This window comes from Paraburkholderia azotifigens (assembly GCF_007995085.1).
Taxonomy (GTDB): domain Bacteria; phylum Pseudomonadota; class Gammaproteobacteria; order Burkholderiales; family Burkholderiaceae; genus Paraburkholderia; species Paraburkholderia azotifigens.
Genome location: NZ_VOQS01000001.1, coordinates 759,486 through 772,505, shown reverse-complemented (window position 1 = coordinate 772,505; position 13,020 = coordinate 759,486). Strand labels below are relative to the sequence as shown.

General features: G+C 63.5%; 9 protein-coding genes. 4 read left to right on the top strand and 5 right to left on the bottom strand.

What is annotated here, in order from left to right:
- The first annotated feature begins 147 nt into the window (after positions 1-147).
- Positions 148-1,329, top strand: coding sequence for an acyltransferase family protein (locus FRZ40_RS03390; RefSeq protein WP_147233346.1), 1,182 nt, complete (start codon positions 148-150; stop codon positions 1,327-1,329).
- 77 nt (positions 1,330-1,406) lie between these two features.
- Here FRZ40_RS03390 and FRZ40_RS03385 read toward each other — a convergent pair whose 3' ends face one another.
- The 3 genes from FRZ40_RS03385 to FRZ40_RS03375 form a co-directional block, all read right to left on the bottom strand.
- A complete protein-coding gene (locus tag FRZ40_RS03385; RefSeq protein WP_147233344.1) occupies positions 1,407-3,902 on the bottom strand; it encodes a glycosyltransferase family 4 protein in 2,496 nt (831 codons plus the stop codon).
- Positions 3,899-5,377, bottom strand: coding sequence for an oligosaccharide flippase family protein (locus tag FRZ40_RS03380; protein ID WP_147233342.1), 1,479 nt, complete (start codon positions 5,375-5,377; stop codon positions 3,899-3,901). The genes FRZ40_RS03385 and FRZ40_RS03380 overlap by 4 nt, the downstream gene beginning before the upstream one ends.
- 70 nt (positions 5,378-5,447) lie before the next feature.
- Positions 5,448-7,637: an NHL repeat-containing protein gene (locus FRZ40_RS03375; RefSeq protein ID WP_420873843.1), complete on the bottom strand. Its 2,190-nt coding sequence runs from the start codon at positions 7,635-7,637 to the stop codon at positions 5,448-5,450.
- Between the two features lie 552 nt (positions 7,638-8,189).
- Between FRZ40_RS03375 and FRZ40_RS03370 the strand changes: the two genes are divergently transcribed.
- The 3 genes from FRZ40_RS03370 to gmd are packed head-to-tail and all read left to right on the top strand — an operon-like array spanning position 8,190 to position 11,133.
- Complete coding sequence (locus FRZ40_RS03370; protein WP_028371316.1) at positions 8,190-9,290, top strand: acyltransferase family protein; 1,101 nt, start codon at positions 8,190-8,192, stop codon at positions 9,288-9,290.
- A complete protein-coding gene (locus FRZ40_RS03365) occupies positions 9,287-10,093 on the top strand; it encodes an SGNH/GDSL hydrolase family protein (protein WP_240057069.1) in 807 nt (268 codons plus the stop codon). The genes FRZ40_RS03370 and FRZ40_RS03365 overlap by 4 nt, the downstream gene beginning before the upstream one ends.
- Positions 10,090-11,133, top strand: a complete 1,044-nt coding sequence (gene gmd / locus FRZ40_RS03360; protein WP_147233339.1) for a GDP-mannose 4,6-dehydratase — start codon at positions 10,090-10,092, stop codon at positions 11,131-11,133. Before FRZ40_RS03365 ends, gmd begins: the two co-directional genes overlap by 4 nt.
- 44 nt (positions 11,134-11,177) lie before the next feature.
- On the opposite strand, the gene FRZ40_RS03355 is transcribed toward gmd, so the two are convergent.
- Together FRZ40_RS03355 and FRZ40_RS03350 are read right to left on the bottom strand one after the other, a co-directional pair.
- Positions 11,178-12,542: a HipA domain-containing protein gene (locus tag FRZ40_RS03355; protein ID WP_147233337.1), complete on the bottom strand. Its 1,365-nt coding sequence runs from the start codon at positions 12,540-12,542 to the stop codon at positions 11,178-11,180.
- On the bottom strand, positions 12,542-12,847 hold the full coding sequence (locus tag FRZ40_RS03350; RefSeq protein WP_028371312.1) for a helix-turn-helix domain-containing protein: 306 nt from the start codon (positions 12,845-12,847) through the stop codon (positions 12,542-12,544). Before FRZ40_RS03350 ends, FRZ40_RS03355 begins: the two co-directional genes overlap by 1 nt.
- Positions 12,848-13,020 lie beyond the last annotated feature (173 nt).

Here is a 13,020-nt window from a genome sequence, read left to right as displayed (position 1 = left end):
CGAAATAAAACGCCCCTATGTCGATGCAAATAATTCCAATCATTTATTGCCGATTTTTTGCACGCCCATTCGCCTACGATACGCGGGCGGGCACGCTGTGTCGTGAAGCCGCGTGCCCATTCATTCCTCAACGATCAAGGACCGCGCATGAGCGATACAGCACTGGACGCCACCGGCTCGTCCCTGTCCTTTGCGCAGGCGACGCGCAGCGAGACAAAAGTCGCCGACAAGGAACACGTCATCGACGCGATGCGCGGATTCGCCGCGCTGCTGGTGGCCTATTTTCATTGCCGCCAGGTCGAATGGATCGGCATGCAGAGCTTTCACCACGTCGCGGGCAAGTCGTTCGACCTGAACGCGATCGTCGCGTATCTGACCTTGCCGATTGCATGGGGCTCGGCGGGCGTGCCGATTTTTTTCGTCATCAGCGGCTATTGCATTCACCGCGGTGCGGCGCAGCGGCTCGCGGCGAATCCGGCCTACGCACTCGACGCGATGAACTTCTGGGCGCGCCGCTTCGCACGCATCTATCCGGTGCTATTCGCCGCCCTGCTGCTCACGCTGGCGCTCGACTGGACGAGCCTGCAGTTTCCGCCCGTCAATCACAAGATTCTCGACATCGGCCCCAAGGCGTTTCTCGTCAACCTGTTCTCGCTGCAAGGCGTGGCGGGCAAGACGTATGGCTCGAATGGCGCACTGTGGACGCTGTCGCTCGAGGTGCAGTTCTATGCCGTGTATCCGCTGCTTTTCGCATTGCGCCGGCGAATCGGCATGAATGGCGTGCTCGGCCTCGTTGCACTTGTCAACATCGCGTCGTTCTTCGTATTCGAACGCCATGAACTGCAGTTCTTCACATCGTTCTGGCTCTCGTGGACGCTCGGCGCATGGATCGCCGAATCACAGGTGACGCGCAGCGCAGCGCAGAAGCGCATGCCGTGGCTCATGTATGGCGCGGCGGCCGTGCTGACGGCGCTCGGCTGTGCCGCGTTTCACTTCGGGCAGTACTATGCGTTTCAACTCTGGGCGCTGGGCTTCGCCTGCTACCTGAGCGAAGCGCTCAAGAGCCGGCGTCACAACGACACGCCTGCAATCCGCATGCTGTCGCGTTTCGGCGATTTCAGCTTCTCGCTCTATTCGATTCATCTGCCCATTTTCGTGCTGCTGTCGTCGCTGCTGTATCGCTCCGCGCTGCAGACGTCGATCTTCCCGACCTTCGGCTTCATGCTCGTTGCGCTTGCTGCTGCATGGGTGTTTTATCGCTGCGTCGAACTGCCTGCGATGAAGTGGTCGGCGAGTCTGAAGCCTGCTTCTGCGCGGCGAATGCGCTAAGCGCTAAAGCACGCTCAAGCGGTCGAAGCAAAAAGAAAGGCCGGCGCGATACACATCGCGCCGGCCTTTTCGCTTTCTCAGCTTGCGAGTTTCGCGTGTGCGCCCGCCACATTCGCCAGAATCCGCTCGACACCTTCGACATACGCCTGCGTGCCGAACTTGCGCACGGCCGTCTGATAGCCGCGCGCGACGAGCCGGTCGCGCAAGGCCTGATCCGAGCGCAGCTCCGCGAGCGTATCGGCGAGCGCATGCGCATCGCCCGGCGTACACATCACGCCGTTCACGCCGTCGTCGATGATCTCCGTCACACCGCCTGCGCGCGAGGCCACCACGGGCCGCTGCGCGAGCATCCCTTCGACGATCACGCGGCCGAACGGCTCGGGCGTGATCGACGTGTGCGCGACCACGTCGACGGCGCACATGCACGCGGCGACATCGTCCTGGAAGCCCAGAAAATGCACGCGCTCTTCGAGTCCGTGCGCCGCGACGAACGCGTGCAGCTTCGCCTCGTACGCGTCTTCGCCGAACAGCGGCGCGCCCACCAGCACGGCATGCATGTGCGGATTGAGCACCATCGCCTCGAGCAGCACATGCTGCCCCTTCCATTGCGCGAGCCGGCTGAATGAGCCGACGAGGAAGGCATCCTGCGGCAGATTCAGCCGCGCGCGCAGCACGCTTTGCGGCACATCGCGCAGCGCATTGAACGGCGCGCTGGAAATGCCGTTGAACACGACGTCGATGCGCTGGTCGCCGAACTGCGTCAGCTCGGCAAACGCGCGCGCCGAAGCGGCCGAATTGGCGATCACGTGCGCGAGGCCGAACTTCGCGCACCACTTGATGATCGCGAGCTGCTTGCTGCCGAAATGCTCGGGGCTCACGATATCGCGCAGATGCCAGACCACCGGGCGTCGCGCAAAGCGTCCCGCGAGCGCGCCGATCACCATCGCGCGCTGCGTGTTCGCGTAGATCACGTCGCTCTGCCGGGCGCGTGCGACGGTCGCCCGCACCAGCGACGCAACGCCCTTCACGGCTTTCGCCAGCGGCGGCGTGCCACCCTGCTTGCGGACTTCGCGTATCGCGCCGGGATCGAGCACGTCGACGGCCACGCCTTCGCGATGCAGCGCCACACGGAACGGACCGTCGTCGAACAGCACGACCTGCACGCGCGCCTTGAGCGCCTTCACGATCTCCAGCAGCGACAGTTCGGCGCCGCCCATCACGCCGCTCTGATCGATCGCGAGCACGCGCAATGCGCTCGATGCCTGCTGCTGTTCTTTGCCGATCGCGGGCGGATCGTCGGACGGCAGCGTCGCGCCGCGTAACGCCGGCACCGACTCGCGCACGAAGCCGAAGAAGCGCTCGCGGAAATGGCGAATCGAAAAGCGCTCCGCATTCGCGCGGCAATCTGCGGGCCGAAAGCGCGTGGGATCGCTGGCGAAATGCTCGACCGCGTCGATGATCGACCCGGTTGTCTGCTCGTTGAAGAAGATGCCCGTGGGATGCGATTCATACTGGTCGCGCACGGTCTCGAGCGCCCCGCCCTTGCCGTACGCGATGACGGGCGTGCCGCAGGCCTGCGCCTCCACCACGGAAATGCCGAAGTCCTCTTCCGCCGCGAACACGAACGCCTTCGCGCGGCGCATGTGATCGCGCAGCACATCAAAAGGCTGATAGCCCATGATCTGCACGTTGGGGGTCGCCTTCTCGCGCACCTTCTGCATGTCGGGGCCGTCGCCGATCACGACGAGCTTGCGTTCGGGCATCTGTGCGAACGCCTCGACGATCAGATCGATCTTCTTGTACGGCACCATGCGCGATGCCGTCAGATAGAAGTCTTCCCTGGTTTCGCAGAGCGAGAACGCATCCACGTCCACGGGCGGAAAGATCACCTCGGACTCGCGCTGATAGACCTTGCGGATGCGGCGCGAAATGAACTCCGAGTTGGCGACGAATGCGTCGACGGAATTGGATGTGCGGATATCCCAGTTGCGCATGTAGTGCAGGATGAGCCGTGCGAACGCCGACTTCGGTCCGCTCGTCAGCTTCGACTGTTGAAGGTATTGATGCTGCAAGTCCCACGCGTAGCGAATGGGCGAATGCACGTAGCTGATATGCACCTGGTCCGGTCCCGTCAGCACGCCCTTCGCCACGGCATGGCTGCTGGAGATCACGACGTCGTACGCGGACACGTCGAGCTGCTCGATCGCGAGCGGCATCAGCGGCAGATACGCGCGGTACTTCGTGCGCGCCATCGGCAGCTTCTGGATGAACGACGTCGTTACGGACTTGCCGCGCAGGAACGTGCGGTCGTCGAGAAAGTCGACGAGGCTGAACAGATCGGCGTCCGGAAAGCACGCGACGATCTGTTCGAGCACGCGCTCGGCGCCCGCGTAGGTGACGAGCCAGTCGTGAATGATCGCGACGCGCACGGGGCCGACGCTGCGTGCGCCGCGCCGTTGTGCGGGCGTCGCGGGCGGCCTGGCACCGGGCGTGGCGGGGATGAGATCGTGGCCTGCATCGCGCGTCACGGGCGTGGGACGCAGCAGGTCTTCTTCAACGAGATCGTGGTTCATGCGCTATTCCTCGGATTGAGTCGCAACTTCAGACGCGCAAGCAGCGAACGCGCAAGATCGCGCAATGCAGGGGTCATCGTGAGCGACCACGCGACGTTCGCGCTCACGACGAGCACGCCCGCGGCAATGGCCATCGGCAGGCTGGACAGCAAGGTGGCGAGCCACAACGTGCCCGCCAGGAAAGCGAGGTGTGCGCACATGTCGAGCACGATCGGGCGCGCGTGAATCGCAGAGAGGCGCAACAGCACGACGTAGTCGAACAGTCCGCGCGCGGCGACGACGACGGCCGCGCCCGTCAGACCGAAATGCGCGATGCCGTACCACAGCGCGGCCGCGAAGAACGGCAGTTCGAACAGGCCGAGACGCGCGGCCGATGCGGGATGCACCTGCGACTGAATGAGGATGCGTGCGAGGTTCGCCTGACCGACGAGCCACACGGAGATGATCAGGATGCGTCCGACGGGCCCTGCCGCGTCGGCGACTTCGCTGCCGACCCACGCATGCAGGAACGGTTCGAGCACGATGATCGCGACGAGCGCGACGGGCGTGAACACGCCGTTCAGGAACTCGAGCGACTGGCGCATGATGACGTCGGCATCGTCGCGGCCCACGGCGGACAGCCGCGGAAACAGCGTGCGCAGCATCGCGGTGGGCACGATGTTCAGACGCGTGACGAGGTTCTGCGGCACCGTGTAATACGTGACGAAACGCGCGCCGAGACTCGTGCCGAGCATCACGCGGTCGAGCGATTCGGCGACCATGCCCGTGATGCTCGCAATCAGCATCCAGCCGCCGAAATTGAACAGGCCCTTCGCCACCGCGAATTGCGGCGCCCGCAACCGGCGGATGCCGAGCACGCTGATTGCGGAGCGTCCCAGCAGGATCGCCGCAAGCAGACGCGCGAGGACGGCGGCCGCGAGCACGTTCTGCAACGTCGGCCCCATCATCCATGCGGCGGCGAGCGGCAAGAGCTGGAACAGGAAGGTGCCGAGCGTCTGGTTCGTGTTGTAGATGCCGAAGCGTTCCGCGCCGTTGATTGCGCCCGCGAACACCCACGACACGTTGGCAAGCGGTATCGCCACCGCGAGCCACGGCAGCGCCATATAGACCTCGTGCTGCAGTTCGGGCGACACCTTCGAGAAGTACGCCGTATACAGCGCCGCGCCGAAGTAAATGACGAGCCCGCCGACGATGCCCGTCGCCAGATTGAGCCACGTCGCGCTCCAGAACACCTGCTCGCAGGCATCGGCGTCGTTCGACGCGCGCGCCTTCGAGATGTGGTTCTGCGCGGCCATGCTCATGCCGAGATCGAGGATGCTGAAGTAGCCGATCAGCGTCCAGACGAGACTGATCACGCCGTAGCGCTCGACGCCCAGCAGCTTGATGTACGACGGCACCGTGACGAGCGACACAAACGTCGGCAACACCAGTCCGATCAGGTTGATCACTACGTTTCTGAGGATGCCTTTGTCCATCGGAGTCCTTTTGAGTCAGTCATGCGTTGCGCCTGGGTTGAGGTAGCGTGTGGGTGGAGAAGCGTCGTGCTTATGAGTTGGCGTGGGGTTTCCAGCGGTACATCAGGACCTTGCCGCGCGCGTCTTCCTCGACGAACACGAGGTACTCGCCGTCTTTGCGTCGATGCGCGCTGATGCCGTTGGGCACATCGACCCAGCCCGATGCGCGGCCCACTTCCGGGCCCGGCTGCATCGAGCCGACGGGCGTGCCCGTGTCCTTGTCGTAGACGTGCACCGTGCCGACGGGCTCGACGGCGAACACGTACTTGCCCTCGACCGTGAGCCCGATCAGCGTCGACACGGGCCTGGCTTTCGTGTCCCACGGCAGCGGCAGCGTGTAGCGCGCAACGGGATTGCCGCTCGACCATTTGTCGTAGCGCACCAGCACGCGGCCGATTTCCTTCCAGAAGGCGCGGTCGAACGGCGCTTCAGGCGTGTAGCCCGTCACGTACATGGAATCGGTCTGCGGGTCGTAGATCGCGCGTTTGACTTCGCTGAACGGCTGCGGCACCGCGTACGCGGTCATGTCCTTGTACGAATAGATCGGGTTGCCCTTCGCATCGAGCCCGCCGAAACGGAAGCGGTTGATGCCCTTCGAATCGCGTGCGCGCCAGATGTCGCCGTTGCTGTCGACCCACCAGCCCCAGCCGCCCGCGAGGTGCGTGCCCGTGGTGTTCGGCGTGAATTCGTCGGCATCGAACTGGCCGTTGCCGTTCGCGTCGCGCCAGATCCAGTCGCCGCCCTTCGGTGCGTTCGGCACCTTCAGCACGGCGCGCTCGCGACCCGCGATGAAGCCGGAAGGCGTCGCCGTCTCGCCGTTGCGGCCGCCATCGAAGCGATAGATCTTCAGATGGTCCGCATACATGTCGGTGAGAAACAGGAACGTACGGCCCTTAAGCTGCCGCGCGATGGGCAGTCCCGGCCACTGGTCGGTGTTAAAGACGGGATCGTCGGGATACCTGAAGCGGTTCGTCAGAAAGCCCGCGTAGGTCCATTGCCGACCGGCGGGCTTCGACAGATCGAGTTCGAAGCGCTTGTTGCCCGTATAGACGCTGTCGGGCCGCGCCGGGTCCATCCATGCGCCATCGACGAACAGCAGCCCCTCGACCTGCCACAGCCGTTTGCCATCCGGCGCATAGCTTTCGAGCGTCGCGCCGAGGCCTGCGCCCGTCGGTTCGAAACGCGGGCCAATGCCGTTGGTCGACACATAGACGTTGCCGCGCGCGTCGACGCCCACGCCTGTCAGCCCGTTGAAGCGCTGCGGGCCGGGCTTGCCCGCAACACCGGCGAAGATGCCGCCGCGTTCGCCGAGCGTCGATGTCAACGCATACGCGCCGTCGCGTTTGCTGAAGAACAGCACCTGCTGGCGTGGACCGTTATCGGCGATCAGCACGCGGCCTTGCGGGTCGACAGCGAGATCGACGGCGACGGTGTCGGCGGGCAGCGGCAATTCGTCTTTCAGACGCTGGCCGTCGGACGCGAGATGCGCGACGTCGGGATGCTCGCCCAGCGTATGGGTGAGCACCCACAAGGTGCCGTCGCGCGCGCGCGCGATACGTCCCGGTGCGGGGACGTTCCATTGCGACTTGCGCTGCATCGATTCGGCGTCGTACACCTCGATGCGGTTCTGCGATGTATTGGACGCGTACAGCGCCGTATCGCTCGCGGCAAGGCCGTTGATGTCGCCGCGCGTGCCTGTCGGCATGTCGTTGACGAGTTCGAACGCAGCGGCGGCTTTCGCATGCGGATCGAGGCTGCTCACCGCGGGCTGAAATGCCGCGACGCGCTTCGTATCGCCGATCTCGCGCCGCGAGATGCCGTACCACTGGCGGCCCTTCTCCGGCCACACGCCCTGGCCGACGAGATGTCCCTTCTCGTTGCCCACGCCAACGGCCACATACGCGTAACGCCCGTTGATCGCGATCGCGTTGCCGCCGCTATTGCCCCAACCGTGCGTGCCGCCCGCGAAGCCAAGCATCCTGCCGCCCTGATACACGCTGGCTTCCGCGCCGCTCTCGTCCCACGGCGCATTCGTGTAGACCTTGCCATCCGGCGATACCGCGAGCGCCGTGATGTTGATCTGCGTCCAGCTGCCGTCGCCATAGCCGAACGTATTGCCGATCCACGACGTCTGCACGTTCAGCGCGGGTTCGGCGAACGCGTGCAGCGTGGCGAGGAAGGCAAACGCGCACATCGCGCGGGCAAGCGTGAGTCGAGGCAACGCGGGTTCTCCAGTCGAAGCGAAACAAAGGCAGGCGATCGGCATGCAACGCCGGATGCCGTGCGGAAATGCGCAAAAGAAGTGCAATGCGAGTTCGATGCGCGCAATGGCGTCAAAGCGGCATCAAAGCGGCGCTAAAGCGCAATGCTCCAATCGGCGCTTAACGGTAATTGCAAAGAATGAATCACGTAAATCGCAAATAATTCAAAATTATTCGCGCGTTGAAACATGCAAAAAGAAAACAGAAAAAAATCGGTATGCACGTTTTTCAGGCAATTTTATGTGCGGTTTGCCCCATGATTTACCGATGCGACGCGTCGACAGGTAGTTCTTGCCGCATTTCTCCGGAAAGCTGTATCGAGGTGTAACCGTCCGTGTGCGAATATAAAAAGCCACTTTTTATTATTCAAATCAATTCGTTTATTTCATTCCAGTTTTTTAGCGTTTTTCTTTACCTAGAATAAAACCCGTTTTTGCCGTCTTCATGGTGATCGCTTTGCGACACCGTGCATGGCCCTTCGAATGCCGTATCAGGCGCATACACGGACGCTCATGACAGCCAGCACTCTGCCCGCCACGTCTTCTCATCACCGACGCATCGTCCAGCTCGACGGCTTGCGCGCGATCGCCGTGCTCGCCGTGTTTGCGCAGCACGCGCTGAAGGCGCCGCTGTGGATGGGCGTCGATCTGTTCTTCGTGCTGAGCGGCTTTCTGATCACGGGCATTCTGCTTGACCGCAAGGCGCGCCAGCAGTCGTATTTCAGTTACTTCTATGCGCGCCGCGTGCGCCGCATCCTGCCGCCGTATCTGCTGCTGATGCTGGTGTCGTCGCTGCTGTTCGGTCTGGGCTGGGCGCAGCACTGGGAGTGGTACGCGTTCTTCGCGACGAATATCGCCGACGCACTGGGACAAAGCGGCCACGACAGCCTGAACGTGCTGTGGTCGCTTGCCGTCGAAGAGCAGTTCTACATCTTCTGGCCGTTCGTGATCCTGCTGTTGCCCGAGCGCGCAGTCGGCTACGTCGCGGCCGCGCTGATCGTGCTCGTGCCCGTGCTGCGCGCCGTCGCGACGCCGTGGTTCGATTCGTTCTGGCCGATCTATTACCTGACGCCGTTCCGTATGGATCTGCTCGCAGCGGGCGCGCTGCTGGCCGTCGCCGTGCGCCGCGATGCGAATGCGCTCGCGCCGTACAAGGTGCTGGCCGCGCTCGGCATCTGCGCGGCGCTCGCCGTGCTCGCGTGGCTGCATCTGCACTATCCGCGTTTTCGCGCGGCCAATACGCCGCTGTCGAATGCCGGTCTGTATAGCGTGTCGCTCGTGCTGTGCACGTCGATCGTGGTGATCGCGCTGCAAAGCAAGGGCATCGTCAAACGGGTGCTGTGCAACCCCGTGCTCGTCTATATCGGCACGATCAGCTACACGATCTATCTGATCCACCTGACCGTTCTCTACATGCTCTGGCCGCTGCATTACGGCCGCACGGCGACGGCGGCCCTCGCGCTGGCGATCACGCTTGTCTATGCGAGCGCTTCGTGGTTCGGCTTCGAGCGGCGTTTGATTCACGGCAGCGCATCGCCGCGCCGCACGAAGCGCGACGAAGCTGGCGAGGAACTGCTGCACGCGGCACGCGAAGCATCGAGGACGAGTGCATGAAGCCCGCATCGATGCAGTGCGCCGCGTTCTGCGCGCTCGCCCTTGCCGCCACGTTTGCCGGTGCGCAAGAAGCCGCGCAGCCGCCCGTGCTGATCGAAGCGTACGGCGACTCGACGACGCTCGGCATTTCGTGCAGCGACGGCCGCTGCGGACCGCGTGCCGATAACGCGGTGACGTACCTGCAGGAGCAGTTGCGCGCGAAGTACGGCGAGCGCGTGTCGGTGGTGAACGACGGCGTCGGCGGCACGATGGCCACGCAACTGCGCGACGGCACGGGTCCGGGCCGCAAAGGTCCGTGGAAGGACCGCCTGGCTGCATCGAACGCGCAGATCGTCACGATCAACTACGGCATCAACGAAGTGATGCACAACCAGTCGCCCGAGCAGTTCTATCAGGCCGAAACGGATCTTGTGAAGACGGCGCAGGCGCTCGGCAAGCTGCCCGTGCTGCAAACCGCGAACCCGATGCCCGATGGACGGCTGAATGCGCGCCTTGCCGGGATGGTTGCCATGACGCGGCGCGTCGCAGCCGAACAGCAGGTGCCCCTCATCGATCACTACGCGCAGATTTCCGCGATGGCCGACTGGAAAGCGCATATGTCCGACGGCGCGCATCCGAAGCCGGAGTTGTATCGCGTGAAGGCGCAGCAGGATTTTCAGGTGATCGAGCCGCTCGTGCGCCGCCTGTCCGGCGTGGCCGCGCTGTCGCAACCGCTGTCGCAACCGCTTTCGCAACGCCAGACACCGCGCGCCCCTTCTCCTCCTCATTCAACTTCAGACAACCCGACGAGAGGCAACTCATGACCACACAACGCAAAGCCATCATCACGGGCGTATCCGGCCAGGACGGCGCCTATCTGACGAAGCTGCTGCTCAGCAAGGGCTATCAGGTCACGGGCACGTACCGCCGCACGAGTTCCGTCAACTTCTGGCGGATGGAAGAACTCGGCGTGATGGACAACCCGAATCTGCAACTCGTCGAACACGATCTGACGGATGCCGGCTCGACGCTGCGCCTGCTCGATACCGTGCAGGCCGACGAACTCTACAACCTCGCCGCGCAGAGCTTCGTGGGCGTGTCGTTCGACCAGCCGTCGACGACGGCGCAAGTGACGGGCGTCGGCGTGCTGAACCTGCTCGAAGGCATCCGCACGGTGAACCCGCAGATGCGTTTCTACCAGGCGTCCACATCGGAAATGTTCGGCAAGGTGCAGGCCGTGCCGCAAAGCGAAGACACGCCGTTCTATCCGCGCAGCCCGTATGGCGTCGCGAAGCTGTTCGCGCACTGGTCGACGATCAACTATCGCGAGTCGTACGGCATGTTCGCGACGAGCGGCATTCTGTTCAATCACGAATCGCCGCTGCGCGGCCGCGAGTTCGTCACGCGCAAGATCACCGACACCGTCGCGAAGATCAAGCTCGGTAAAGCCGACGTGCTCGAACTCGGCAATCTCGATGCGAAGCGCGACTGGGGCTTCGCGCTCGAATATGTCGAAGGCATGTGGCGCATGCTGCAGGCGGACGAGCCCGACACCTATGTGCTCGCGACGAACCGCACGGAGACGGTGCGCGATTTCGTGAAGATGGCGTTCGCGGCGGCGGGCTATCAGCTCGAATGGACGGGCCGCGACGAGCGCGAGGTCGGCCTCGATATCTCGACGGGCAAGACGCTGATTCGCGTGAATCCGCGCTTCTACCGCCCCGCCGAAGTCGATCTGCTGATCGGCTGCGCGGACAAGGCGCACGAAAAGCTGGGCTGGCGTCCGCAGACGTCGCTCGAACAGCTGTGCCGCATGATGGTCGAGGCGGATATCGCGCGCAACCAGAACGGCGTGTCGTGCTGATACCGATTCGATGAACAAAGGGCGCTTAAAGCGCCCTTTGTTTTTCAGAGCAGTTTGCGGTTGACCTGCGGCACCATCGGCGCGAACTGCAGCAGACGATCGGCCTGCGCGTCGATGAACGCCGATATCGTGTGGACCAGCGCGCGCTCGTCGCCAATGTACACATCCGAGTCCGCCAGCCCGGGCGCAAGTGTTTTTGCCGCCTGCGCCATGCGCGTCATTTCGCGCGCGAGAAAGCGCGGCGCCGTACCCGTGCGCTGCGCGAAATCCGCGAGCGCAAACGGCGTGATCTCTTCGAGCCGGAAGGCATCGCCATAACCCATCGCCATGTCCTGCTCGACCCGCTCGCCGTATGCGTTGACGGAGACGAGGTCGTACAGCGGTGCGGGATCGAGTCCCCCGCGATGCACGAAGAACGACAGATTCTTGCCGTGCGCGTCGCTGTTGCCGATCAGCAGTTGAAACAGCGCCCAGCGGATCATGAACGTGCGCGCGGCGGCGGGATTGTCCAGATGCCGCTGCAGCGAAAACAGCTTCTCGAAGCTGACGCCCTCGCGGATATTGCGCACGTCCTGCGTGTTGCCGAAATTGCGCTCGTATTTGAACGACACAGGCAAGTCCAGCGCCTGGCAGCCGTCGATCACATGCCGGCGGCGCACGGCTTCGACGGATTCGCCATTCGACGCGTCGAGCACGACGCTGCGGTCGAAGCGCTCGATCAGCAGGATCGGTTCGGGAATGCGCCGGATGGCGACGGGCGCCGTCTGCAAGCCGATGCGCGACGCGAGCGTCATGCAGTAGTGCTCGTTGGCGACCATGCACGGCGTCACCGCGCTGCGCGATTCGGGCTTGAGAATGTGCGTTGAACTCAGCGGCCCGTCGGCGAGCGCGATGCGTTCGCCTTCGAGCAGCACCTGCAGCTTGTCCTGGTAGCCCGCCACCGACAGACGCACCTTGCCATCCCAGACGGGAAACGGAATCGCGTCGCGCTCGCGGATGCGCTGGCTCAGTTCGTCGGCTGTAATCGCACGGCGTGCAGGCGTCGCGTCGTCGCTCGCGACGTGCCCGATGGGCTGGCCCGCGTCGTCCGAAGCCAGAAAGCTCAACGCGCCGACGGGTTCCTTGCCGAGCATGCGAATGAGCCCGTAGGTGTTGTCCTTCGACACCTGATAGACGACGGACGCCACGTCGAGCGCCCGCCCCTCCGGCAGCAGATTCGCAATGAAGCGATGCACGGCGCCGCCCGGCGGTTCCTCACCCGACAGCGGAATATGCGGCGACAACGGAAACGCATGCCGGCGCGCCGTCCAGTTTCCGTCGTACTCGAAACGATAGAGGCTCGCTTTCGCCTCGAAGTCGAGACGGCCGACGGCGCCTTCGTGAGTCGTGACGTGAAGGCTGTGCGGCATCAGGGCTTCTCCGACGCCTGCGCGGCGGGCGGTTCGACGACATCGAGCACCGCGCTGGTCTGCTGGTTCGTGAAGACCAGCATGTTGAGGCCGAGACCGTCCAGCACCTTGAAGAGCTTGTCGAGACTCACCGAGCGGCCGTTTTCGAGGCGCGACAGGACGTCTTTGGAGACACCGAGCATGTCGGCGGCATCGTCGATGCGCAGTTCGCTTTGCGCGCGCCGGTTGCGCACGAGCCGCCCCAGCGCGGCCATGTCGCGGGCCAACGGGGTGACGGCAGTCGGTCGGGGTAAGGTGCGAGCCATAGTTCCGTGATTCGAGGAATAAATCCTTCTGTTGAATCAACAGAGAGATAATTACGAGAATATCGGAATTATGACGAAGTGGCGCGCCGGATGTCAATAATTCCGATAATTCAGGAATTATAGCTCTCAACAACGTCTGAAATAGATAATTCCTGAAATGTCGGAATTATGAT

Excerpts from the sequence above, each read along its gene's own strand:
- FRZ40_RS03390 (WP_147233346.1), top strand. The coding sequence starts at position 148 with ATGAGCGATACAGCACTGGACGCCACCGGCTCGTCCCTGTCCTTTGCG.
- FRZ40_RS03385 (WP_147233344.1), bottom strand. The coding sequence starts at position 3,902 with ATGAACCACGATCTCGTTGAAGAAGACCTGCTGCGTCCCACGCCCGTG.
- FRZ40_RS03380 (WP_147233342.1), bottom strand. The coding sequence starts at position 5,377 with ATGGACAAAGGCATCCTCAGAAACGTAGTGATCAACCTGATCGGACTG.
- FRZ40_RS03370 (WP_028371316.1), top strand. The coding sequence starts at position 8,190 with ATGACAGCCAGCACTCTGCCCGCCACGTCTTCTCATCACCGACGCATC.
- FRZ40_RS03365 (WP_240057069.1), top strand. The coding sequence starts at position 9,287 with ATGAAGCCCGCATCGATGCAGTGCGCCGCGTTCTGCGCGCTCGCCCTT.
- gmd (WP_147233339.1), top strand. The coding sequence starts at position 10,090 with ATGACCACACAACGCAAAGCCATCATCACGGGCGTATCCGGCCAGGAC.
- FRZ40_RS03355 (WP_147233337.1), bottom strand. The coding sequence starts at position 12,542 with ATGCCGCACAGCCTTCACGTCACGACTCACGAAGGCGCCGTCGGCCGT.
- FRZ40_RS03350 (WP_028371312.1), bottom strand. The coding sequence starts at position 12,847 with ATGGCTCGCACCTTACCCCGACCGACTGCCGTCACCCCGTTGGCCCGC.